This window comes from Agrobacterium salinitolerans (assembly GCF_002008225.1).
GTDB lineage: Bacteria > Pseudomonadota > Alphaproteobacteria > Rhizobiales > Rhizobiaceae > Agrobacterium > Agrobacterium salinitolerans.
Genome location: NZ_MRDH01000026.1, coordinates 91,753 through 116,804, shown reverse-complemented (window position 1 = coordinate 116,804; position 25,052 = coordinate 91,753). Strand labels below are relative to the sequence as shown.

Sequence of the window (25,052 nt, the reverse complement as noted above, 5' to 3'; positions counted from 1 at the left end):
TGTTTTTCATCTTGCGCCCTTTTCATATCCAGCCTTCGGAAAGGTTTCGGTTTGAGTATGGACCCAGCAATCGAACTCGTGGGCATCGACAAGAAATTCGGTGCCGTTCACGCCAATAAGAATATCAACCTGACCGTTGCCAAGGGTACGATACACGGCATCATCGGGGAAAACGGTGCCGGGAAGTCGACCCTGATGTCGATCCTTTACGGTTTTTACCAGGCGGATGCCGGTGAAATCCGGGTGAATGGCGCGCCCGTCGCGATCCGTGACAGCCAGGCGGCCATTAATGCCGGCATCGGCATGGTGCATCAGCACTTCATGCTGGTGGAAAATTTCACCGTGCTGGAAAACGTCATGCTCGGTGCAGAAGGCGGCGCATCGCTTGCCAAGGGGCGGGCGGCGGCCCGCAGGGAGCTAAAGCGCCTCGAGGACGATTACGGGCTGGAAGTCGATCCGGATGCGGTGATCGAGGAACTGCCGGTCGGCCTGCAACAGCGCGTCGAAATCCTCAAGGCCATGTATCGCGGCGCCGAAATCCTGATCCTCGATGAGCCGACCGGCGTTCTGACGCCGGCTGAGGCGGATCACCTTTTCAAGATCCTCGGCGTTCTGCGTGAGCAGGGCAAGACCGTCATTCTCATCACCCACAAGCTGCGCGAGATCATGGCGATCACGGATTCCGTCTCCGTCATGCGCCGCGGCGAAATGGTGGCAACCCGCAAGACGTCCGAAAGCAGCGTCGAGGAACTGGCTGAGCTGATGGTCGGTCGCCGCGTGCTGCTCCGGGTGGAGAAGGGTGAGACGACGCCGGGCGATGTTCTGCTCTCCATCCGCAATCTGACTGTCAAGGACAACCGTGGCGTCACCATGGTGGATGATGTCTCTCTTGATGTCCGCGCCGGTGAAATCGTCGGCATTGCCGGTGTGGCGGGCAATGGTCAGTCGGAATTGCTCGAAGCCATAGCCGGGATCCGCAAGCCCTATTCGGGCGAGATATGGGTGGATGGCCGGAAGGTGGACCGCCCCGATCCGGCAATTTTGCGCAGGCTCGGCCTCGCGCATATCCCGGAGGACCGCCACCATATGGGGCTGGTGCTGAAATTCGAGGAATATGAAAACTCCATCCTCGGTTATCACCATGATGAGCGATACGGCAAAGGGCCTTTCCTCAACCCCGAGGCGATCCGCAAGGATGCGGTCGAAAAGATCGAGAAATACGATATCCGCCCGCCGAACCCGCAGCTGAAGACCGCCAATTTTTCCGGCGGCAATCAGCAGAAGATCGTCGTCGCCCGCGAAATCGAACGCGACCCGAAGATGCTGATCATCGGCCAGCCGACCCGCGGCGTGGACATTGGCGCCATCGAATTCATCCATCGCCGCATTATCGAAATGCGCGATGCCGGCAAGGCGATTTTGCTGGTTTCGGTCGAACTTGATGAAATCCGTTCCCTTTCGGACCGGATCATGGTCATGTTCGCCGGCCGTATCGTTGGAGAGAAAACGGCGGAAGCCGAAGAACAGACGCTGGGCCTGATGATGGCCGGCATCGCCGCATGAGGCATGAATGAGCACCGCTTCCGTTCCCTTACCAAACTGGATCAGCTATGGCCTGTTGCCGTTGCTGAACGTCGTCACCGCCTTCTTGATTTCCGGCCTCGTTGTCTGGTCGATCGGGGAAAACCCGCTGGCGGCGCTCCGCCTGCTCATCGAAGGAGCGCTCGGCCGCGGCGACGCCATCGGCTTCACGCTGTTCTACACGACGAGCTTCATCTTCACCGGTCTCTCCGTCGCCGTGGCTTTCCATGCCGGCCTTTTCAATATCGGCTCCGAAGGTCAGGCCTATATTGGCGGGCTGGGCGCTGCGCTGGTGGCGCTGGCGCTTGATCGTTACGTGCCGTGGTATGTGACGATGCCATTCGCCGTCATCGGCGCTGCGGTTTTCGGCGCGGCCTGGGCCTTCATTCCGGCTTGGCTGCAGGCGAAACGCGGCAGCCACGTTGTCATCACCACCATCATGTTCAACTTCATCGCGGCTGCGCTGATGGTCTATCTGCTGGTGAATGTGCTGATCGTGCCGGGCAAAATGGCGCCGGAAACACGCACCTTTCTGCCGGGCGGGCAATTGCCGAAGCTTGACTGGCTGATGGCGCTGTTCGGCCTCAAGCTCGGGCCGGCGCCATTCAACGTCTCCTTCATCATCGCGCTGGTCATGTGTTTCCTTGTCTGGGTTCTGATCTGGCGCACCAAGCTCGGTTATGAGATGCGCACGCTCGGCATCAGCCCGTCGGCCGCCGTCTATGCCGGCATTCCCTATGCGCGCACTGTCATCATCGCCATGCTGATTTCCGGCGGTCTGGCGGGCATGATGGCGCTGAACCCGGTCATGGGCGCTTCCGCCCGCCTGCAGGTGGAATTCGTCGGCGGTGCGGGTTTCGTCGGTATCGCCGTGTCGCTGATGGGGCGAAGCCATCCGCTTGGCATCATCTTTTCGGCATTGCTGTTCGGTATTCTCTATCAGGGCGGTGCGGATCTTTCTTTCGAGATGCCGAACATCACCCGTGAGATGATCGTTGTCATCCAGGGTCTGGTGATCCTTTTCGCAGGCGCATTGGAATATATGTACCGGCCGGCGGTTGTGCGCATCTACCAGCGTTTGGCAAAGGGGTGAGTTGATATGGATTTTTTCGATATGCTGGTCAGCATCCTCGGCTCGACCGTCCGTCTCACTATCCCGCTGCTCTTCACCGCGCTCGCCGGGCTCTTTTCCGAGCGCGCTGGCGTGTTCGATATCGGCCTTGAAGGCAAGATGCTGGCGGCGGCCTTCGCTTCCGCCTGTGTGGCCTATATCACGGCCAATCCCTGGGCCGGTCTGCTGGCGGGCATCACCATCTCCATTCTGTTCTCGCTGACCCATGGTTTTGCCGTCATCACTAACCGTGGCAACCAGATCGTATCCGGCGTGGCGCTGAATTTCATCGCCGCCGGCCTGACGGTTGTTCTGGGGCAGGCCTGGTTCGGGCAGGGCGGCCGCACGCCGCAATTGTCGGCAGAGGGCCGTTTTGCGCCGATCATCCTGCCCGGCGCGGATGCGATGCGTGAGGTGCCCTTCATCGGCCCGCTTTATGCCAATGTCATTTCCGGCAACAATATCCTCACCTATCTGGCATTTCTGGCGGTACCGCTGTCCTGGTGGGTGCTTTACCGCACCCGTTTCGGCCTGCGACTGCGCGCTGTCGGTGAAAACCCGGGTGCCGTCGATACGGCGGGCATTTCGGTGACGTGGATGCGTTACCGCGCGGTCATCGTCGCCGGCTTTCTCTGCGGTTTCTCAGGTGCCTATCTTGCCGTTGCGCAATCGGCGGCCTTCATCGCCAACATGTCGGCGGGCAAGGGCTATATCGCGCTGGCAGCGCTGATCTTCGCGAAATGGAAGCCGGTGCCGGTCATGTTCGCCTGCCTGCTGTTCGGTTTTCTGGACGCCTTCGCTAACTTCATGCAGGGCAAATCCGTGCCCGGTATCGGCGAAGTGCCGGTGCAGATTTTCCAGGCCATGCCCTATATTCTGACCTGCATTCTGCTTGCCGGTTTCATCGGCGTCGCCAAGCCCCCCAAGGCCGGTGGCGTTGCCTATGCAAAGGAGCGTTAAATCCATGTCCTCCGATCCAAAATCCCATGCGCTGTTCGAGGCGGCGGTGGAGGCCATGGCCTTCGCGCACGCGCCTTATTCCAAATTTCCGGTCGGCGCGGCGATCCGCGCGGAAGACGGGAAGATTTACAAGGGCGCCAATATCGAGAACCTCTCTTTTCCGCAGGGCTGGTGCGCCGAACCTTCTGCGATCAGCGCCATGATCATGGGTGGTGCAAAGAAGATCAGCGAGATCGCTGTCATCGCGGAAAAGCTGGCTCTCTGCCCGCCTTGCGGGGGATGTCGGCAGAAGATCGCCGAATTTGCCACGCCGGAAACGCGAGTCTATCTGTGCGACGAAACCGGCGTCCAGAAGGTCATGACCATGGAAGAGCTTTTGCCCTTCAGCTTCAAGACTGAGTTGCCCTGATGCCGGATACGCTGATCGATATTCTGGTGGAGCGCCTGAACGGCCTAATGCCGCGCGTAGCCATCGTCCTCGGCTCGGGTTTAGGTTCTTTGGTGGAAGAGGTCAGCGATCCGATCCGCGTGCCCTATGCCGAGCTTCCCGATTTTCCCGCAAGCGGTGTTTCCGGCCATGCGGGTGAGCTGGTGGCCGGTTATCTCGGTGGTGAGCCGGTCATGATGCTCTCTGGTCGGGTGCACTTTTACGAAAAGGGCGATCCGTCCGCGATGCGGGTTGTCATCGAAGCGCTGGCTGGTCTCGGCGTGCAGTCGCTCATCCTCACCAATTCGGCAGGCTCGGTCAGGCAGGATATGCCGCCCGGTTCAGTCATGCAGATCACCGATCACATCAATTATTCCGGCATGAACCCGCTGATCGGTGAAGAAAGCGACCGTCGCTTCGTCGGCATGACCACTGCTTACGATCCTGATCTGATGCTTGCCATGCGCAACGCCGCCATCCGCGCGACGGTGCCATTGTTTGGCGGCGTCTATATGTGGTTTTCCGGCCCGAGCTTCGAAACGCCGGCGGAAATCCGCATGGCGCGGCTGCTGGGGGCTGATGCCGTCGGCATGTCCACCGTGCCGGAAGTCATCCTTGCCCGCTTTTTCGGGATGCGCGTTGCCGCCGCATCGGTTATTACCAATTACGGTGCCGGCATGACCGGTGCGGAACTGAGCCATGAAGAAACCAAGGATATGGCTCCCGTGGGTGGCAAGAGGCTTGCCGCCATCCTAAAGGAAATGATCGCAGGAGGAGCGTGACCATGGAACTCCAGCGTCCGCGCGAAGCGGCTGCCCTCACTTTGTCCTTGCTGGACCTGACCAATCTCAAGGAAGATTGCACGCCCGAGCAGATCGCCGCTCTATGCCAGCGGGCCCATACGGAATACGGCAATACGGCCGCAATCTGCATCTGGCCGCGCTTCGTGGCGCAGGCCCGCGCTGCTTTCGGAAAAGACCATGCTATCCGCATCGCCACGGTCGTCAATTTTCCTTCGGGCGATCTCGACATCGCGGCTGTGGTTGCGGAAACCGAGGCGGCGATCCGCGACGGCGCTGACGAAATCGATCTGGTCATTCCCTATCGAAAGTTCATAGCAGGCGATGAAACGGCGGTTTCGAACATGGTGGCTGCCGTTCGCAAGGCCTGCGCGGCACCTGTGTTGCTCAAGGTTATTCTTGAAACCGGCGAGTTGAAGGACAAGGCGCTGATCCGTCGCGCATCCGAACTCGCCATTGCCGAAGGGGCCGATTTCATCAAGACCTCGACTGGCAAGGTTGCCATCAATGCCACGCTGGAGGCCGCCGACATCATGTTGCAGGCGATCCGCGACAGCCGGCAGAAGGTGGGTTTCAAGCCCGCCGGCGGCATCGGCACGGTGGAGGACGCCACGCTTTACTTGAGGCTTGCGGAAACCATCATGGCGCCCAACTGGGCCATGCCGTCCACCTTCCGTTTCGGCGCGTCGGGTGTCCTCGATGATGTGCTGAACGTGCTGGCCGGCGGCGAGCCCGCCAGGGCCGCCAGCGGGTATTGAGCTTGATCCCGCAGGAAATCATCCGGCGCAAACGCGATGGCCTGTCACTTGAGCCTCGGGAGATTGCCGCTTTCATAGAGGCGCTTTCAAAAGGCGGCATCTCGGAAGGGCAGGCGGCTGCCTTTGCCATGGCGGTGTTCTTTCGCGGCATGAACCGGGATGAGATGGTGGCGCTGACACTGGCGATGCGCGACAGCGGTGAGGTCCTGTCCTGGAGCGATCTCGGCAGGCCGGTGGCGGACAAGCACTCCACCGGCGGCATCGGCGATAATGTCTCCCTGATGCTCGCGCCCATCGTTGCCGCCTGCGGTCTTGCCGTGCCGATGATTTCCGGCAGGGGCCTTGGCCATACCGGCGGCACGCTGGACAAGCTGGAAGCGATCCCCGGTTACAACGTCACGCCGGACGAGATGTTGTTTCGCCGGACGGTAAAGACGGTCGGCTGCGCCATCATCGGCCAGACGGGTGATCTCGCTCCCGCCGACAAACGTCTTTACGCCATTCGCGATGTGACCGCGACGGTGGATTCCATACCGCTGATCACGGCCTCCATCCTGTCGAAAAAGCTTGCGGCCGGGCTGCAGACGCTGGTTCTGGATGTGAAGGTGGGCAACGGCGCCTTCATGCAGAATGTGGAGGATGCCCGCAATCTGGCTCGCGCGTTGGTCGATGTGGCGAATGGCGCGGGCCTGCCGACGACGGCGCTGGTAACCGACATGAACCAGCCGCTTGGCGATGCAGCCGGTAATGCGGTCGAGATCGTTAATTGCCTGGATTTTCTGGCTGGTCGCAAAGCGGGAACCCGTCTCGAAAAGGTCGTGCTCGCCTTCGCTGCTGAAATGCTGGCGCAGGCCGGGAGCGCGACTACGCTTGATGAAGGCGAGGCGCTGGCGCTGGCCGCTCTTTCCTCCGGCCGGGCCATGGAGGTCTTTGCGCGGATGGTTTCAGCACTCGGCGGGCCTTCGGATTTCGTTGTACGCCCGTCCCATTACCTGCCGTCCGCGCCGGTCACTCTCCCGGTTTCGGCTCCGCGCAGCGGTTGGCTCTCATCCTGCGCGACCCGCGATCTCGGTATGGTGGTTGTGGAGCTTGGCGGCGGTAGAAGAAAGCCGTCGGATACCGTTGACGCTGCGGTCGGTATTTCTGACATCCTGCCGCTCGGCACAAAAGTGGAAAAGGGCGAGCCTGTCGCGATAGTCCATGCTGCCTCTAAAGAAGAAGCGGAACACGCCGCCGAAATGATTGCGGCTTGTTACGGGATTGATGACGCTGCGACAGAGATCGGCAACGTGGTTCTTGAGAGGATCACCTGACCAGCCGCATTTCGCCGCCCGATACCTTGAATGATGACAATTGCTTGAGGAAGCTCATGCCGATCAGCATGTTGCTAAGCGCATTGTCCTTCAGCACCATGGCGTCGACATTCTGAACCCGGATAGCGCCGATTTCCACCCGGTCGAGCTTCACATAGGCGGCCATGGTCTGGCCGTTGGCCGTTGAAATCGCATACTTAAAATCGAGGCTGTTGACCCCGTAACCGAGTCGGCGCGCAATCGTCTCGTTGATGGCGACCATGGAAGCGCCGGTATCGACAAGGCCGTCGAAGGATTTGCCGTTGATGCGGAAGGCGGCATTGAAGTGGCCGCGAGCATCGGCTTTCAGATTGACGCCGCCAAGGGAAACGGACTCCGGTTTGGCCGCCTCGGGTCTGGCTTCCGCTTTCTCGACGCCTGCTTCCGGGCGCGGCTGAAATTTTTCCACCAGCGCCGGAATTTGCGTTGCGCCGAGGGAAATGCCAACAAGCAGGAAAATCGCGCGCGCCAGCAAGTCGTTTCTCCTCAAAGGGCGGGGTTATCCTTGCCGAGAATAGACGCAAAACATGCTGAAATCTTAAAAGAAAAAGCCATCCGCCGCGTTGCGTGCGGCGAATGGCTCAAACGGTTAAGTAATGATGAACGGTGTTATTTGGTACCGTACATGCGGTCGCCAGCATCGCCGAGGCCGGGAACGATATAACCCTTCTCGTTCAGATGGCTGTCGATGGCGGCGGTATAGATATGCACATCGGGATGCGCTTCACGGAAGTTCTTGATGCCTTCGGGGGCCGCCAGCAGACACAGGAAACGGATGTTCTTCGCACCGCGCTCCTTCAGCTTTTCAACGGCGGCGATGGAGGAGTTTCCGGTTGCCAGCATTGGATCGACAACGATGATCAGGCGCGCATCGAGGCTTTCCGGAGCCTTGAAGTAATATTCGACAGCTTCCAGCGTGTCATGATCGCGATAAACGCCGATATGGGAAACACGCGCCGAAGGCACGAGCTCGAGCATGCCTTCCAGGAGGCCATTGCCAGCGCGCAGGATGGAAGCGAAAACCAGCTTCTTGCCTTCGAGCACCGGTGCCTGAATGGTTTCGAGCGGCGTATCGATGGTTTCCATCGTCATCTCAAGGTCGCGCGTCACTTCATAGCAGAGCAGCGTCGAAATTTCCCTCAGCAGACGGCGGAAGCCGGCCGTGGAAGTTTCCTTCTTGCGCATGATGGTAAGTTTGTGCCGCACCAGCGGATGTTCGATGACTGTGACGCCGTCCATGAAACTGGCCTTCCTTTTATCTTATGCCCTGTAATTCACCGAAAGCTCGTTTTTCGCAAGCCTTCTTCGCGGTTTTACCCTGTCAACAACAGCTCAGGACTGATCGATCCGTGCGAGCAGCCGTGCGCGGGTGGCTTCGTCCACAAAGGCGCATTCCAGCGCGGTGCGGGTCATGCGGTTGATCTCGGCATCGCTGAAACCGAAAATCTCCGCAGCGAGCGCATATTCCTGCGCAAGCGAGGTGAAGAAGAACGGCGGATCGTCGGAACTGATGCAGACGCGCACGCCGGCATCGCTCAGGGCTTTCAACGGGTGGCTGGCGAAATCGGGATAGACGCCGAGCGCGATATTCGAGCCGGGGCAGACTTCGAGAACCGTTCCCGTCTCGACCAGACGGGAGATGAGAGCGGCATCTTCAACGGCGCGCACGCCGTGGCCGATACGCGACGGTTTGACGAGATCGAGTGCGTCGGCAACGCTTTCCGGTCCGCAGACCTCGCCGGCATGAATGGTCAGCCCAAGTCCGGCATCGCGGGCGATATCGAAAGCGCGGGCATAGTCCGCAACCCGGCCCATACGCTCTTCGCCCGCCATGTTGAAGCCGGTTACCAGCGGATGCCGGGCGCGCGCCGCATATTCGGCTGCTGCGATCACCCGCTCCGGGCCGAAATGCCGCTCCCCGGTGACGATGATGCGGGTTTCGATGCCGGTCTTTTCCTTGGCGATGCGGATGCCCTCGGCAATGCCGGCAAGATAAGCGTCGGCGCCAAGACCGATGCGGTCGCCATGATCCGGCGAGATGATCAATTCGCTGTAGATCGTATTGGCTTGCGCAAGTTCGGTCAGATAGGTTTCAGTCAGGACGGCATAATCTTCATCCGTCTTGAACACCTGCGCCACCGCATCGTAACAACGGATGAATTCGGCGAAATCCGACCAGACATATTGGCCGTCCCGCAGAAAGCGGCTGGTGTCGATGCCGTATTTCTCCGCCTGTTTAGCGACAAGGGCGGGCGGTGCCGCACCTTCGATGTGGCAGTGAATTTCCGCTTTCAGCAAATGCGATGTCAAATGAAGCTCCTGCCGTGAGAACCGGCCTCGATGCCAAGATGGTGGGCGATGCTTTCGCCGATATCGGCGTAGCTTGAGCGAATACCGACATCGCGGGATCGGATGCCAGGTCCGAATGCCATGATCGGCACCCTTTCGCGTGTATGGTCCGTGCCCCGCCAGGTGGGATCGCAGCCATGGTCGGCAGTGAGAAGCGCTACATCGCCCGGTGCCATCTTGCGGTGGATTTCCGGAATACGCGCATCGAAGGCTTCAAGCGCCGCCGCATAACCGGCAACGTCGCGACGATGGCCGTAAAGCATGTCGAAATCGACGAAATTGGTGAAGACGAGATCGCCGTTTTCGGCCTCATCGATAGCCTGCAACGTCGCATCCATCAGGGCGCTGTTGCCATTTGCCTTGATGACGCGCGTCACACCCTGATGGGCGTAGATGTCGCCGATCTTGCCGATGGCGTGCACTTTTCGGCCGGCCTCCACAAGTCTGTCGAGCAGGGTCGGTTCAGGCGGCAGAACGGAGAAATCGCGGCGGTTGCCGGTGCGCTCGAAGGTCGCGACCGTTTCGCCGATGAAGGGGCGAGCGATGACGCGGCCGATATTCAGCGGATCGAGCAGCTTGCGCACCGTCTCGCAGAGCGAGATGAGCCGCTCCAGACCGAAATGCGTTTCGTGCGCGGCTATCTGGAAAACGGAATCGGAGGAGGTGTAGCAGATCGGTTTACCGGTCCCGATATGTTCTTCTCCGAGCGCAGCGATGATCTCGGTGCCGGAAGCATGGCAATTGCCGAGAATGCCCGGAATATCGGCTTGCCTGCAGATCGCTTCCACCAGTTCAGGCGAAAATGCATCGCCTTGCGTCGGGAAATATCCCCAGTCGAAGGCGACGGGGGTACCGGCGATCTCCCAGTGACCGGAAGGTGTGTCCTTGCCTTTGGAGATTTCGCTGGCGGAACCGTGCAGGCCGAAAATGCGCTCCGGCGGTTCCATGCCGGCGGGAATGTCACCGCTCGCCTGCCTCGCGATCTCCAGGAGACCGAGCGAACACATGTTCGGCAGCTTCAACGGACCGGCGCGAAGTCCCGCTTTATCGGCAGCGCCCGCTGCACAGAATTCCGCGATATGGCCGAGTGTGTTTGCGCCAAGATCGCCATAGCGCTCCGCGTCGGGTGCGCCGCCGACGCCAAAGGAATCCAGAACGAGAAGAAATGCTCTTGCCATAACTCACCGAAACAAAATGCGCCGACGGGCAATGTCAGGCCGAACTGTCGTTATAGATCAGCAAAACGTGAAGAAGGAAGTGCTTTTATGAACCATCCGGTAAAACAGCGGTTCAATCAGCATCCCCTTTCGATTTCGGTGCGTTGAGGTTGCGCATCACATACCAGCCCGCAGCAACCACCATCGCCGCCAGAATATACCATGTGATGGCGTAAGAGAGGTGGTTGTTGGGGAAAGTCAGCATGGTCTTGCCACCAACCGGCAGGCCACCCGGATTGGGTGTCGCATCCGCATCGACATAAAAGGGCGCAACGTCTGACAGCCCGGAAGCCTGTATGATCTCTGGAATATTGCGGGAATACCAGCGGCCATTTGCCGGGTCGTTGGTTCTCAGGAAAAGCCCGCCTGTTTCCGGCGCGCGCATCAGCCCGACGATCTCGACGTTTCCGGTGGGTTCGCCTTGCGTGCGTGAAGATGGATCGCGCCGGTCGGACGGCACGAAACCGCGATTGACGATGATGCTTGAACCATCGTCGCGCCGAAGCGGGGTCATCACCCAGTAACCGGGCCCGAGATCGGTGACCGTATAGACCTGAACCTCCCTGTCATTGAGGAAGGTGCCGGACAGTTTCACACGGCGATATTCGTATTCCGCCGGATCGCCGAGCGCCGGCCATTCTTTGGCGTCAGGGGCGTCGACGGGATCGGCATGGACGCGGGCTTCGACGCGCTCGATGAGATCGAGCTTCCAGGAAAGGCGTTTGACCTGCCATGTGCCAAGCGCCAGCAGCAGTCCCGTCAGGACAATGGTCAGGAGCAGGACGACGATCGCAGCAGGGCGGATTCGCCGGTTATTTGGTGTGGTTTCACTCATGTCACAGTCCTTGGGAAGCCGCGGCGAACGGCAAAGACCATCTGGCGTCCACCGGGGCATCCTACAGCAAATAACCCCATAAATCGCACCACGATTCATGGGGTTATGTGTTGGCGCGAAAGCGGCCCGCCGGAAACCCGGCAGGCCGTTGGTCTATGCTGCTCAGGGCAGGTTTTTCACATCCTCGATGTGCAGCGGCATCATGTTCTTGTTCATGTTGTACATGACCCAGAGCGAGCCGGAGAGCGTGATCAGGAGCACCACGACGGTGAAGATCAGCGCCATGAAGGTCCAGCCGCCTTCTGACTTGGTGTCCATGTGCAGGAAGTAGATCATGTGAACGAAGATCTGGATGACGCCGAGACCCATGATGGCGATGACCAGCAGGGTCTTGTTTTCAAGAACGTCGCCCATGACCAGCCAGAAGGGGATCGCCGTCAGGATGACCGACAAGACGAAGCCGATCATGTAGCTCTTGAAGGTGCCGTGGCTCGCACCATCATGGTGATGATGGTCGTCGCCATGCGCGTCGTGATGTGCGTGTGCTTCGGAACTCATCAAAGAACTCCCATGAGGTAAACGAAGGAGAAGACGCCGATCCATATGACGTCAAGGAAGTGCCAGAACATCGACAGGCACATCAGGCGGCGCTTGTTCGCCGCGATGAGGCCATGTTTGCCGACCTGGAACATCAGCGTGACGAGCCAGATGATGCCGAAGGTGACGTGCAGGCCGTGCGTGCCGACCAGCGCGAAGAAGGCCGACAGGAACGCCGAACGCTGCGGGCCCGCACCTTCCGCGATCAGGTGGTGGAACTCGTAGAGTTCGACGGCGAGGAAGGCGAGGCCGAAGAGGCCGGTCACACCCAGCCAGACCAGCGTGGCCTTTACCTTCTGCTTTTCCATTTCCAGCATGGCAAAGCCATAGGTGATGGAGGAGAAAAGCAGGAAGCCGGTATTGATGGCGACCAGCTTGAGATCAAACAGGTCCGCACCCGAAGGACCGGCCGCATAGCTGCGGCCGACAACGGCATAGGTGGCAAACAGCGTCGCGAAGATGAGGCAGTCGCTCATCAGGTAGAGCCAGAAGCCCAGCGAGGTGCCATTCTCCGGGTGATGGTCTTCTTTCAGGTAGAAGACCGGTGGTTCAGCGCCGCTGGCGCTTTGTGCAGGTGCATGAGCCATATTCGTTACGCCTGTTCTGCAAGCAGCTTTGTACGTTCAGCCTCGACAGTCGAAACGTCGGAAGCCGGAATGTAGTATTCGCGGTTGTAGTTGAAGGTGTGGGCAATCGAGACTGCAATGATGGCGAGCATCGAAAGGGCGGCAAGCCACCAGATATGCCACACCAGGGCGAAGCCGAGGACGACGCTGATGGCGCTGATGATGACGCCTGCGCCGGTGTTCTTCGGCATATGGATCGGAATGAAACCTTCCTTGGGACGGCTGTAACCGCGCTTCTTCATATCCGCCCAGGCATCCACGTCGTGAATGACCGGCGTGAAGGCGAAGTTGTAGGCGGGCGGCGGCGAAGACGTCGACCATTCCAGCGTACGGCCATTATAGGGGTCGCCGGTCACGTCACGCAGCTTTTCGCGATTGAGGAAGCTGACGATGAGCTGAATGACGAAGGAGGCGATGCCGAGCGCGATCAGGAAGGCGCCGAAGGCGGCGATGACGAACCAGATCTGTAGCGAATTGTCTTCAAACTGGCTGAGGCGGCGGGTGATGCCCATCAGGCCGAGAATATAGAGCGGCATGAAGGCGAAATAGAAGCCGATGAACCAGAACCAGAAGGACAGCTTGCCCCAGAACGGATCGAGCCGGTAACCGAAGGCTTTCGGGAACCAGTAAACGATGCCCGCAAGCACACCGAACACGACGCCACCGATGATGGTGTTGTGGAAGTGGGCGATGAGGAACAGCGAGTTGTGCAGCACGAAATCCGCCGGCGGAACGGCAAGAAGAACGCCGGTCATGCCGCCGATGACGAAGGTGATCATGAAGCCGATCGTCCAGAGCATCGGAACGTCGAAATTGATGCGGCCCTTATACATGGTGAAGAGCCAGTTGAAGATCTTCGCGCCGGTCGGGATCGAAATGATCATTGTGGTGATGCCGAAGAAAGCGTTGACGCTCGCGCCGGACCCCATGGTGAAGAAATGGTGCAGCCACACGATGTAGGCAAGGATGGTGATGACACCCGTCGCATAAACCATCGAGGCATAACCGAAGAGGCGCTTGCGGGAGAACGTGGAAACGATTTCCGAGAATACGCCGAATGCGGGCAGCACCAGGATGTAAACTTCGGGATGGCCCCAGATCCAGATGAGGTTGACATACATCATCGGATTGCCGCCGAGATCGTTGGTGAAGAAATTGGTGCCAACGTAACGGTCGAGGGTGAGAAGTGCCAGCGTGCCAGTCAGGATCGGGAAGGAGGCCACGATCAGGATGTTCGAACACAGCGATGTCCACACGAAGATCGGCAGGCGCATCATGGTCATGCCAGGCGCGCGCATCTTGATAATTGTCACGATCAGGTTGATGCCCGATAGCGTCGTTCCCACACCGGCGATCTGCAGACCCCAGATATAATAATCGACCCCGACCCCGGGGCTTCCATCAATGCCGGAGAGCGGCGGATAGGCCAGCCAGCCGGTCTGCGCATATTCACCGATGAACAGCGAGATCATGGTGATGACGGCGCCGGCCGTGGTCATCCAGAAGGAGAAGTTGTTGAGGAAGGGGAACGAAACGTCGCGGGCGCCGATCTGTAGCGGCACGACGAAGTTCATCAGACCCGTGATCATCGGCATGGCCATGAAGAAGATCATGATGACGCCGTGGGCCGTGAAGATCTGGTCGTAATGGTGCGGCGGAAGGTAACCCTCCGATCCGCCCGACGCGATCGCCTGCTGGACGCGCATCATGATCGCATCGGCGAAACCGCGCAGCAGCATGACCAGCGCCAGAATGATGTACATGATACCGATCTTCTTGTGATCGATGCTCGTGAACCATTCGTTCCAGAGATAGCCCCAGAGGCGGAAATAGGTGAGGGCGCCGACGACGGCGATACCGCCCAGAGCCACGGCCGCGAAGGTCGCGACAAGAATGGGCTCGTGAAGCGGGATGGACTCCCATGTCAGCTTCCCGAACAGGAACGACGTTTGATCGGAATTGACGATCATTTTTAGCCTCTTGCGATTCTAAGACATAAGATCGGCGCAGCCATTGGCCGCGCCGCATAATGCCGGGACGTATCCGTCAGCCAGCGACTTGTTTCGTTTCCGGCAGCGCCGCAGGTTCGAAAGTCTGGCCTTCGAGCGCAGCCGGAGTGGATTGGGGGCCGCTGGCGACGCCAAAGGGCGCAAGCGGCGTGCAGACGACGGAATTCAGCGCCTTGGCGATATCGATGCCTTCCTTGCCGCCGCCGCCATTGGCGTCGATATGCATCATGTCACGCATGCAGAGCTTGTTCGGCTCGACGCAGCGGTTGAGGATGGCGCTGTAGAGTTCGGGATCGACCGAAGCGAAATATTGTACCGGTTCGCGTTCGGAAGGCTTGGCGAATTCCAGATATTCCTGACGGCCGAAGCCCTTGCCGCTTTCTTTCGCCTTCGCCACCCACTGATCGAAGCCCTGCTGGCTCAGGCCATGGAACTTGAAGCGCATGTGCGAGAAACCGGGGCCGGAGAAATTGGCCGAGAAGCCGTCATAAACGCCTTCCTTGTTGATGACCGCGTGCAGCTTCGTCTGCATGCCGCCCATGGCGTAGATCTGGCCGGCGAGCGCGGGAACGAAGAAGGAGTTCATCGCCGTCGTGCCGGTGATCTTAAAATTGATGGGAACATCGACCGGAGCGGCGAATTCATTGACGCTGCCAATGCCGAGGTCGGGATAGAAGAACAGCCACTTCCAGTCCATGGCCACCACTTCTACCGTGATAGGCTTGGTGTCGGCGGTCACCTGGCGGTTCTCGTCGATACGCTCCAGCGGGCGATAGGGGTCGAGACGGTGCGTGGAAATCCAGGTCACGGTGCCGAGCATCAGGATGATGGCGACCGGAGCCGACCAGATCACCATTTCCAGGCGGGTGGAGTGGTGCCACTCGGGATCGTAATCCTCAGCCTTCCCTGATTCGCGATACTTCCATGCGAAGAACAGCGTCAGGGCAATGACCGGGACGATGATCAGCAGCATCAGAACCGTGGACGTGATGATAAGATCGCGCTGCTGGATCGCGATGTCGCCCGAAGGGTTCATGACGACGAGGTTGCAGCCGCTGAGCAGCAGCAGAGCCGGGATTGCCAGAAGGGCGGATAGGATTTTTTTGATCGTGCGCACGTTCTTTGAACTCGTACAGTTTGGATTATGCCGCGAATAATTGCCGAACATCATTTTTAGAATGAGGTATATTGTCGCGGTGCAGCGAAACCTTCGCGATGCACCATGTCTCGGGCAGTGCTGCGTTTAGGACGGAGCCCGTGCATTATCGCATGGTCGGCTGACTGGGCAACCCTTTATTGCCAAACTTCAATTGACGTTACGTAGGGTGCGTGTGACAATCCGTCGCATCGTAACGCAACGGATGAGGAGCCGGCGCGTTACAGGAAATGGTTCGTCCATGACGCAGGAGGGATATTATGAGTTATACGAATGCTGCTCCATCCTTTGGGCAGGCGCCGGAAGCGAACGGACATGGGGCCGGTCCCGTCAAGGTCGATCCGGATCGCATCACGATTGCAGTCATTCTCGCGAGAATGACGGAGTTTTTTGACTTTTTCATCTACGCCATCGCCTCCGCGCTCGTTTTCCCCCACGTCTTCTTTTCCTTCGTCGATCCGCTAACGGCCACGCTCTATTCCTTCGCGGTTTTCTCATTGGCCTTTATCGCAAGGCCGATCGGTTCGCTGATCTTCCTCCAGATAGACCGAAAGTTCGGGCGCGCCGTTAAGTTGATGGCTGCCCTCTTCACGCTCTGTGGTTCCACGATGGCGATCAGCTTCCTTCCGTCCTATGCGGAAGCGGGCATGCTCGCGCCGGTCATGCTGGCTGTATTCCGTATCGGTCAGGGTCTTGGTCTGGGCGGCGCATGGGACGGTCTCGTCTCGCTGCTCGCCATGAATGCACCGCAGAAGCAGCGCGGATGGTACGCCATGATGCCGCAGATCGGTGCGGCCATGGGGTTCGGTCTCGCCAGCGCCTTCTTCATCGTCTTCGTGACGCAGCTTTCCAACGCGGAATTCCTCGCCTGGGGCTGGCGTTTCCCGTTCTTCGTGGCGCTAGCGCTGAATGTTCTCGCGCTCTTTGCCCGCCTTCGCATGATCGTGACGCCGGAATTCCAGGCCATGCTGGAGCAGCACGAACTGGAACCGCGCCCCATGTTCAAGATGCTACGTTCACAGTTTCCGGTGGTGGTCACGGGTGCCTTCGTGCCGCTGGCGAGCTTTGCGCTCTTTCATCTCGTCACGGTCTTTCCGCTGAGTTGGGTTTCGCTCAACACCAGCCAGCGTGTGTCGGACTTCCTGTTCGTGCAATTCGTCAGCGCCATCATCGCCGGCGGCATGATCGTGGTTTCGGGCATTCTGGCCGACCGGATCGGCCGGCGGAAGCTTCTGGCTGTTGCGGCCGTGCTGATCGGGCTCTTCAGCCTCGTGGCACCCGTTCTCCTGAGTTCGGGCGATATTGGCCGCTATCTCTTCGTCCTAATCGGCTTTTCTCTGCTTGGCCTGTCCTTCGGTCAGGCGGGCGGCGCGCTTGCTTCCCGCTTCAGCCGTGAGTACCGCTATACCGGCGCATCGCTCACCTCGGATATTTCCTGGCTGATCGGCGCCGGTTTCGCACCGCTCGTCGCGCTCGGATTTTCGTCCAAATTCGGTCTTTTCGCCGTCGGCATTTACCTGATGTCGGGTGCGCTCTGCACGCTGATCGCCCTCTGGTTCAGCCGCACGCTGGACATGCCATCGGAGTGATCTGGGCAATTTAAAAATCCCTGCACCCATCGCGCCGCGGAATCCTGTCGGATTTCGCGGCGTTTTTGTTTTTTTATTGCGCCAGGTCGATTTTAATCTTGACTCAGTCGATCATGAAATATTATGTAAGCAATACTGACGTAATTCAGTGTGCCTCACCGCCGGAAAGCCGGCCATCAGGGAACGCGATGCGAACGACGACGATCATTATTTGCGAGAAAGCGGCCAACGCCGCCACGCCGTTTGTCGGCCGCAAAACGACCGTTCGCGCCATTAAACGCCGATAAGCAGAAGAAGAGGAGCAGCCAGGTCGCCTGCGGCTCCGCCCGCAGAGTGCCGGCTGACGCGCCGGGTTTCGGGAAAGACGGCGATGCCGCGCGAAACGCGCAACGAGAGGAGAGTGCCTTGAGCGTGACGGAGCAAAAATTCGGCCTTTACGATGCGGCTTTTGAAAAAAGCAGCTGTGGCGTCGGTTTCATCACCCGCAAGGACGGCGTGCAGACACATGAGGTGCTGAAGCGCGGCCACGAGGCTCTCTGTGCCGTGCCGCATCGCGGCGGCATGTCGGCGGAAGGAGTCGGTGACGGTGCGGGCGTGTCGATGGATCTGTCGCTCTCCTTTTTCCAGAAGCTGACGGGCAACGATACCTTGCAGGCCGGCCGGTTTGGCGTCGGCAATTTTTTCCTGCCGCAGAACCCGTCTTTCCATGAACAGGCGGTTGGCATTATCGGCAGCGCGCTGCAGCAGCAGGGGTTTTCGACTCTCATCGTCCGCGACGTGCCGGTGAATGACGCGGCCATCCGCCCTGCCGCCATCCGTTACCAGTTGCCGATCCGGCAATGGGTCTTTTCGGCTCCGGCCGAATGCGGCACCCCTGCCGAATTCGACTGGCGTATCCACAAGGCGCTGCTCGCCATCGAAGCGCTGGCCTATACCGTGCCTGATCTCGCCGGTTTTTACCCACTGTCGCTCAGCGCGCGCACGCAGGTGCTCAAAGGGCGTCTGAACTCGCACGAGGTCATGCCTTATTTCTGCGACCTCACCGATCCGCGCCATGAAGTGCATACGATGTATTTCCACACGCGGTTTTCCACCAATACCGATCCGCATCCCTCCATGGCGCAGCCCTTTCGCCTGATGGCGCATAATGGTGAGCTCAACACCGACAAGAAGAACCGGCTGTCTGAAGCGGCCGTGGCGCTGGCGAAGAATGCCAGCATCGTCAGGCCGAAGGGCCAGTCGGACAGCTGCCGTCTGGACCAGACATTGCAGGCGCGGGTGATGGAGGATGGTCTCGACCTCGTCACCGCCGTGGTCTCGATGATGCCGCCTGCCTGGGAAAACGACGACACCCTGTCGCCGGGAGTCAAGGCGATGCTGGAATATTTCTCGCTCTATGAGGAGAAGAATGACGGTCCGGCCGCGCTGATCTTCGGCGACGGCAACATCATCGGCGCCCGTCTCGATCGCCTCGGCCTGCGCCCTTTACGCACCGTCGAGACTAAAGATTATCTCTGCGTCATGTCGGAGGCGGGGCAGATCGCCTTTCCGGCGGAAAGCGTCATCCGCCGCGGTCGTATCGAGGCGGGCGGCATGCTTTATTACGACCACGCCGAGCGGCGTGCCTTTTCCACCGTCGAGGCGTTGGAGCTTCTCGCCTCACGCCGCGATTATTCATCTCTGCTGCGCGAAGCCCGTGTCTTGCTGGACGATTTGCCGGAAGTGCCCGCCGAAAAGCAGGGCTCGCCACTACGTTACAATGGCGATCTGGAACGGCACCAGCGTTATGTCGCCTATTCGCATAATCAGGAAAGCTTCAAGTTCCTGATGGACCCGATGCTGGCCTCCGGCGCGGAAAAAATTTCGGCGATGGGATATGGCAATGCCATCAACGCGCTGTCCGATCAGGAAGGCGGCGTCGCGAAGTATTTTTCACAGCGTTTCGCGCAGGTCACCAATCCGCCGCTCGACAGTATTCGTGAGGCCGATGGCATGACGTTGCGTGTCGCCCTCGGTGCGAAGCCGAACAGCGGTGCGAAGAAGGCCCGCCAGATCGTCGTGCACTCCCCGATCCTGACCCATCTCGATATGTTGCGCATCCGCGAGCAGTCGGAGACCCCTCTTCGCCGTTTCGAAATGCTCTATTCGCCGGTCTTGGATGTTGCGGAGGCCAACGAAGCCGCGCTACGGCAGGCAATCGACGGGCTCTGCGATGAAGTTGTGGCTTTCGCGGCGGAGGAAGGCGGCATTGCCGTCGTCACCGACCGGCATGTTTCGGCAGCCCGTGCGGCTTTGCCGATGATCATGGTCGTCTCCGCCATCAACCAGCGGCTGATTGAGGAAGGCCTGCGGCTGCGCGTTTCCCTGATCGTCGAAAGCGGGCAGTTTTCGTCCTCCCATCAAATCGCAGCCGGCCTCGGTTTCGGTGCTTCGGCGGTCTATCCGCTCGGCGTGCAGTTCCGTGCGGAAGAAAAATTCGGCGCCGAGGCTGACAAGGCGTTCAAGCGCTTCGCCAAGGCGGCTGAAAAGTCGCTGATGAAGACCATGGGCAAAGTCGGCCTGTGCACGGCGGAAAGCTACATCGGCGGTGAGTTCTTCGAGCCGAATTTCCTCGATACCAACGATCCCGTCCTGAAGCGTTATTTCCCCAATGTGAAGACCCCGGTCGGCGGCGTCACCTTCGCCGTTATCGCGCAGGCGGTGGTCGACTGGCATCGAAAAGCATTGTCGGTGAAGGGTGAAAACGACATTCCGCTGCTCGGTCTCTTCAAGGAGCGTGCGGAAGGTGCTGGCCATTCTTATGGCACGACGGCGGTACGCGGTTTCGTGGATATGACCGAGGAAAAGATCGGTTTCGACAAGGGAACCGAAAATGAGGACGCCTTGCGTCTGCTGCCGCTTAACCGGCTGGAAGATGCCTTCGGTCTCAACGATGCGGCCTATTATCACAACAGCTTTGACCGGCTGACCCCGGAGGCGATCGATGCATTCGAGGTAACGCCCGGTTACCGCGCGTTTGCCCGCATGATGGCGGAAGAAAGGGCCCGCCGTCCGGCAGCCCTTCGTGATGTTCTTGAATTGCCGGCCGATGTGACCTTTGCCGGTTCGGCCGAGGACTTCCGCCGCGAAATGGGGCGCTTTTCCAGACGTGGCAACAACAGCTTCATGGTGCGCGGATTGCTCTGCGAAAATGCAGGCGAAGGTGCGTTCCGGCTGCAATTGACCGGACCGCACGGTCACGACCTTGCCCGGCTTGCCGCACTCGGTCAGTCGCTGCTCGACCGTTTCGGTGAGGATATTGCCGGCCATTGGCTGGAGGGCGGCGCGCTTCTGGTTCAGGCGAAGGGCGAAGCTTTCACCTATCTGTCGCTGATCCGCACCGCACCTGACAGCATTGCTCTCGAGACAGTGCAAAAGGCGAGCGAGATCACCAGGACGCTGGCATCGGGCGCCATGAGTCACGGCGCGCTGGTCGCAGCCGCCCATGAGGCGGTTGCCCATGGCACCAACATGGTCGGCGGTATGTCGAATTCGGGCGAGGGCGGCGAACATATATCCCGCTACGGCACTATCCGTGCCTCGCGCATCAAGCAGTTCGCCTCCGGCCGCTTCGGCGTCTGGGCCGGTTATCTTGCCGATCCGATGCTGGAAGAGATCGAGATCAAGATCGGTCAGGGCGCAAAGCCAGGCGAGGGCGGGCAGTTGCCGTCTCCCAAGGTAACGGTGGAAATCGCCGCCGCACGCGGTGGCACGCCGGGTGTCGAGCTTGTCTCGCCGCCGCCGCATCACGATACCTATTCCATCGAGGATCTGGCTCAGCTCATCCATGACGCCAAGGCGGCGCGCGTGCGCGTCATCGTCAAGCTCGTCTCGTCGGAAGGGATAGGCACGATCGCGGTCGGCGTCGCCAAGGCGGGGGCCGATGTCATCAATGTCGCCGGCAATACCGGCGGCACGGGGGCGGCGGCCGTCACCAGCCTCAAATATACCGGCCGCGCGGCGGAAATCGGTATCGCGGAAGTGCATCAGGCGCTTTGCGCCACGGGTCTTCGCGCCAAGGTGCTGCTGCGCTGCTCCGGCGCGCACCAGACGGCGAGCGACGTGGTAAAATCGGCGTTGCTCGGCGGCGACAGTTTCGAGTTCGGCACGACGGCGCTGATGATGCTGAAATGCGTCATGGCGAAGAACTGCAACATCAAGTGCCCGGCCGGTCTCACCACCAATCAGGAGGCTTTCAACGGCGATCCGCGCGCGCTGGCGCAATATCTCATGAATATCGCCCATGAAACGCGTGAGATTCTGGCCGCACTCGGGCTGCGCTCGCTGCGGGAAGCACGCGGACGTTCCGATCTTCTTCACCTCCTCGATCACCCGGCAAGCGTCGGCCAGCTTGACCTGCGGGCAATGCTTGCCGTGGTCGAAGAGGTGAAGATCGACAGCCCTGTCTATATGGAAAAGGATTTTGGGCTGGACGATGCCTTCATCGAACTCGTGCGCTCGGCTCTGATGGACAGCAAGCGGGAAAAAATCGAGCTGGGCGGCAATCGCTTCCTGAATAATTGCAACAAGAGCGTCGGCGGCCAGCTCGCCGTCGATATTGAACGCATGCTGAACCACGAGCTTTCCGACGAAGAGGCGGATGCGCTTCCGGCCGTGAAGCGGGACAGCCGTGGCCGCCGGTTCCTGGAGGCGGGTTCGGTGCGTATCGAGACGTCGGGTTCGGCCGGTCAGTCCTTCGGCGCCTTCTGCAATGACGGCATGGTCATGGTTCATACCGGCACCTGCAATGACGGTGTCGGCAAAAGCGCCTGCGGCGGAACCATCGTCGTGCGTTCGCCGGGTGGCGGTTCGCAGGAGGCGGGTGGCAATGTGCTGGTCGGCAATTTTGCACTGTTCGGCGCCACCGGCGGCCGCACCTTCGTGGAAGGGCAGGCCGGCGACCGGTTCGCCGTGCGTAACTCCGGCGCCACCGCTGTCGTCGAAGGCGTGGGTGATTTCGCCTGCGAATACATGACCAACGGCGCGGTGCTGAACCTTGGCAGCTTCGGCAAGGGTTTCGGCAACGGCATGAGCGGCGGTTTCGTTTATCAATATGATCCCTATGGCGATCTGCCGAAGAAGATCAGCCATGATTCCATCCTGCTCGGCTCGATCACCGGTGAGGATGAGCAGGCCGCGATCCATCATCAGGCTGTGCACCAGCTTCTGGCCTGGCATGTCGCGGAGACCGGCTCGGCCAAGGCGGTATGGCTTCTGGAAAACTGGGAAAGCGAACAGCATAATTTCGTCTATGGCATGCCACGCGCCCTGCTGCTTTATCAGGATAGCGACGAGATTCTGAAGGCGAAGCCCCGCAAGGAACTGCTGGAGGAATTGGCATCCGCGCTTACCGCCCATCAACTGCGCAAGTTCAAGCTCGCCTATCGCGACCGCAAGGCCGTCCTGAACGGAAGGGTGCCGGGTCATAGTGAGACGGATACTGAGGAGATGTATGCGCTTCTCAATAACTACACGGTGTTGAGCATGGCGCAGGCCATCGCCCTCCAGCGGGTGCCGACGGCGCCGGGTCCTTCCGACCCGGCTATTGAAAAAGCCGTGCGCAATCTCATTCTTACGGAAGACTATGCGCTGATGCAGCGGCTGCTGAAATATGCCCGCGAGGCGCTTTCAGACCATAACGATGAACAGCTCGCGGTGATGATCGCCGCCAAACGTCTCGACGATTACAAGCAGGCGCTGGCGCGCAGGAACACCTTGTCGGTGGACAGCCCCGGCACCTATGGCTGGATCATTCAGCAGAACCGGAAAAACATCGAGAAGATCGGCCGTCTGCCGGGCTTCGAGGAGCTTTTCGCAGCCCGCGCCATTCCAGACCTCGCCACCGCATCCAGCCATAGGGCAGCATGATGAAGATACCTTATATTCCCGAGGACGCGCCCTTCAACGGTGATCAGCGCGCATGGCTTTCCGGTTTTCTGGCGGGGCTCCATTCCCGTGCAGCCATCGGCACGGAGACATCTGTTGCTGCGGCCGCTCCGAATGCCGAGGCCAGTATGCTGAATATTCTTTTCGGCACCCAGACCGGCAATGCTGAGGCGCTGGCGATGGATATCGCCGCCGCCGCCCGCGCGCAGGGCATGCAGCCGGTGGTGACGGCGTTGGACGATGTCTCGATGGACGGTCTCGGCGTCATGAAGCGTGTCATTGTCGTCACCTCGACATATGGCGAAGGTGAAATGCCTGACAATGCTCAGCTTTTCTGGGAAGCGCTCACCGCTGACAGCGCGCCGCGTCTGGACGGGATGAATTTTGCCGTCCTCGCGCTCGGCGATACCGGCTATGACGGCTTCTGCCAGGCGGGCAAGCTGATCGATACGCGGTTCGAACAACTCGGTGGCAAGCGTATGAAGACGCGTATCGACTGCGATATCGACTTCGAGGACGCCGCCGCCGCATGGATCGGCGAGACGCTGCCGCTCGCGGTTGCTGTCGATGGCGGCAATGCGGCATCTGTCACCATGCCCCATGTCGCCGAGCCGCCCGTGCGGGCAAAACAGGGCTGGAGCCGCAAAAATCCCTATTCGGCTGAAGTAAGCGTCAATCGTCGCCTGTCCGGTACCGGCTCGTCCAAGGAAATTCGCCACTACGAATTCGACCTCGGCGAAAGCGGTCTGGACTATGAGGCGGGTGACGCTCTTGGCGTCGTGCCCCTGAACGATCCGAAACTGGTCGGCGCGCTGCTGCAACACTTCGAAGCGGCTGCGGACCGCCAAATCGCCGGGCTGGACGGTCCGGTCGGCGATGCGCTTCTCAACAGGTTCGAGATATCGACGCCTTCGCGCGAACTCGTCGCCGAAATCGGCAAGCGGGCGGGGCATGACGAACTCAGCCACATTCTCGCAAACGGAGACAGGGAGCAGCTCGCCGCCTTTCTCTGGAGCAAGGATATTCTCGACCTCATCAATCTCGGCGAAAAGCCGCTATTTGATGTTGCTGAATTCGTGACATTCCTGAAGCCGCTGCAACATCGCGCCTATTCCATCTCCTCCAGCCCGCTGGTTGCAAAAAACAGCGTGCATCTGACCATCGCCAGCGTGCGTTATCGCGCCGAAGGCCGTGAGCGTGGGGGCGTGTGCTCCACCTATCTCGCCGACCGCGTGGAGGCCGGGCAGAGTGCCGGGATTTTCGTCTCGCCGAACAAGGCGTTTCGTGTGCCGCAGGACAATGATGCGCCTGTTATCATGGTAGGGCCAGGCACGGGCATCGCGCCATTCCGGGCATTTTTGCAGGAACGGCAAGCCAGAGGCGCAAAGGGCAAAAACTGGCTGTTTTTCGGTGATCAGCACCGGCAGTCGGATTTCGTCTATGAGAACGAGCTTGGCGACATGAGTCGCGATGGCGTTCTGACCCGTCTCGACCTCGCCTTTTCACGAGATCAGGCGGAAAAGATCTATGTCCAGACCCGCATGCGGCAGAACGGTAAGGCGCTCTATCAATGGCTTGAAGAGGGTGCTTTTTTCTATGTCTGTGGCGACGCGACCCGTATGGCGAAGGATGTCGACGATGCCTTGCGTGGCATCGTCAGCGAAGAGGCCGGCATCTCCGCCGAGGCGGCAAGCGAGTATGTGAACCGGCTGAAGCGCGAAAAACGTTATCTGCGCGACGTCTACTGACTACTGCCATGA

General features: G+C 59.8%; 19 protein-coding genes. 10 read left to right on the top strand and 9 right to left on the bottom strand.

Features of this window, described 5'->3' with window-relative positions; genetic code table 11:
* The first annotated feature begins 57 nt into the window (after nt 1-57).
* The 7 genes from BS627_RS18235 to deoA are packed head-to-tail and all read left to right on the top strand — an operon-like array spanning nt 58 to nt 6,950.
* The gene (locus BS627_RS18235) at nt 58-1,563 is read left to right on the top strand and encodes an ABC transporter ATP-binding protein (protein ID WP_077984573.1); all 1,506 of its coding nucleotides are present in this window, start codon (nt 58-60) and stop codon (nt 1,561-1,563) included.
* A gap of 7 nt (nt 1,564-1,570) precedes the next feature.
* On the top strand, nt 1,571-2,674 hold the full coding sequence (locus BS627_RS18230) for an ABC transporter permease (protein ID WP_077984572.1): 1,104 nt from the start codon (nt 1,571-1,573) through the stop codon (nt 2,672-2,674).
* Between the two features lie 6 nt (nt 2,675-2,680).
* Nucleotides 2,681-3,652 carry an ABC transporter permease gene (locus BS627_RS18225; protein ID WP_077984571.1) on the top strand — a complete coding sequence of 324 codons (972 nt, stop codon included), beginning with the start codon at nt 2,681-2,683 and terminating at the stop codon, nt 3,650-3,652.
* Between the two features lie 4 nt (nt 3,653-3,656).
* Entirely contained in the window at nt 3,657-4,061 is a 405-nt protein-coding gene (locus tag BS627_RS18220) for a cytidine deaminase (RefSeq protein ID WP_077984570.1), read from the top strand.
* Nucleotides 4,061-4,861 carry a purine-nucleoside phosphorylase gene (locus BS627_RS18215; protein WP_077984569.1) on the top strand — a complete coding sequence of 267 codons (801 nt, stop codon included), beginning with the start codon at nt 4,061-4,063 and terminating at the stop codon, nt 4,859-4,861. Before BS627_RS18220 ends, BS627_RS18215 begins: the two co-directional genes overlap by 1 nt.
* Nucleotides 4,862-4,863: 2 nt before the next feature.
* Nucleotides 4,864-5,637 (top strand): deoxyribose-phosphate aldolase, encoded by a 774-nt coding sequence (gene deoC, locus BS627_RS18210; protein ID WP_077984568.1) that lies wholly within the window; start codon nt 4,864-4,866, stop codon nt 5,635-5,637.
* Nucleotides 5,634-6,950, top strand: coding sequence for a thymidine phosphorylase (deoA, locus tag BS627_RS18205; RefSeq protein WP_077984567.1), 1,317 nt, complete (start codon nt 5,634-5,636; stop codon nt 6,948-6,950). The genes deoC and deoA overlap by 4 nt, the downstream gene beginning before the upstream one ends.
* Here deoA and BS627_RS18200 read toward each other — a convergent pair.
* From BS627_RS18200 to cyoA, 9 genes are all read right to left on the bottom strand, one after another.
* Nucleotides 6,943-7,464, bottom strand: a complete 522-nt coding sequence (locus BS627_RS18200; RefSeq protein ID WP_162520587.1) for a TIGR02281 family clan AA aspartic protease — start codon at nt 7,462-7,464, stop codon at nt 6,943-6,945. The two genes, deoA and BS627_RS18200, sit on opposite strands and share 8 nt — an antisense overlap.
* A 134-nt stretch (nt 7,465-7,598) precedes the next feature.
* Nucleotides 7,599-8,228, bottom strand: coding sequence for a uracil phosphoribosyltransferase (gene upp / locus BS627_RS18195; protein ID WP_077984565.1), 630 nt, complete (start codon nt 8,226-8,228; stop codon nt 7,599-7,601).
* Between the two features lie 93 nt (nt 8,229-8,321).
* Complete coding sequence (locus BS627_RS18190; RefSeq protein ID WP_077984564.1) at nt 8,322-9,299, bottom strand: adenosine deaminase; 978 nt, start codon at nt 9,297-9,299, stop codon at nt 8,322-8,324.
* Nucleotides 9,296-10,516 (bottom strand): phosphopentomutase, encoded by a 1,221-nt coding sequence (locus BS627_RS18185; RefSeq protein WP_077984563.1) that lies wholly within the window; start codon nt 10,514-10,516, stop codon nt 9,296-9,298. The genes BS627_RS18190 and BS627_RS18185 overlap by 4 nt, the downstream gene beginning before the upstream one ends.
* 112 nt (nt 10,517-10,628) lie before the next feature.
* Nucleotides 10,629-11,390 (bottom strand): SURF1 family protein, encoded by a 762-nt coding sequence (locus BS627_RS18180; protein WP_165691307.1) that lies wholly within the window; start codon nt 11,388-11,390, stop codon nt 10,629-10,631.
* A 162-nt stretch (nt 11,391-11,552) separates the two neighbouring features.
* Entirely contained in the window at nt 11,553-11,948 is a 396-nt protein-coding gene (gene cyoD, locus BS627_RS18175) for a cytochrome o ubiquinol oxidase subunit IV (RefSeq protein WP_003514416.1), read from the bottom strand.
* The gene (cyoC, locus tag BS627_RS18170) at nt 11,948-12,574 is read right to left on the bottom strand and encodes a cytochrome o ubiquinol oxidase subunit III (protein ID WP_077984561.1); all 627 of its coding nucleotides are present in this window, start codon (nt 12,572-12,574) and stop codon (nt 11,948-11,950) included. Before cyoC ends, cyoD begins: the two co-directional genes overlap by 1 nt.
* 5 nt (nt 12,575-12,579) lie before the next feature.
* On the bottom strand, nt 12,580-14,583 hold the full coding sequence (cyoB, locus tag BS627_RS18165) for a cytochrome o ubiquinol oxidase subunit I (protein ID WP_077984560.1): 2,004 nt from the start codon (nt 14,581-14,583) through the stop codon (nt 12,580-12,582).
* A 76-nt stretch (nt 14,584-14,659) separates the two neighbouring features.
* The gene (cyoA, locus tag BS627_RS18160) at nt 14,660-15,790 is read right to left on the bottom strand and encodes a ubiquinol oxidase subunit II (RefSeq protein ID WP_077984625.1); all 1,131 of its coding nucleotides are present in this window, start codon (nt 15,788-15,790) and stop codon (nt 14,660-14,662) included.
* A gap of 248 nt (nt 15,791-16,038) precedes the next feature.
* Here cyoA and BS627_RS18155 point away from each other — a divergent pair, with 248 nt between their 5' ends.
* From BS627_RS18155 to BS627_RS18140, 3 genes are all read left to right on the top strand, one after another.
* On the top strand, nt 16,039-17,367 hold the full coding sequence (locus BS627_RS18155; RefSeq protein WP_077984559.1) for an MFS transporter: 1,329 nt from the start codon (nt 16,039-16,041) through the stop codon (nt 17,365-17,367).
* A 405-nt stretch (nt 17,368-17,772) separates the two neighbouring features.
* Nucleotides 17,773-23,274 (top strand): glutamate synthase-related protein, encoded by a 5,502-nt coding sequence (locus BS627_RS18145; RefSeq protein WP_077984557.1) that lies wholly within the window; start codon nt 17,773-17,775, stop codon nt 23,272-23,274.
* Nucleotides 23,271-25,040 (top strand): sulfite reductase subunit alpha, encoded by a 1,770-nt coding sequence (locus BS627_RS18140; protein ID WP_077984556.1) that lies wholly within the window; start codon nt 23,271-23,273, stop codon nt 25,038-25,040. Before BS627_RS18145 ends, BS627_RS18140 begins: the two co-directional genes overlap by 4 nt.
* Nucleotides 25,041-25,052 lie beyond the last annotated feature (12 nt).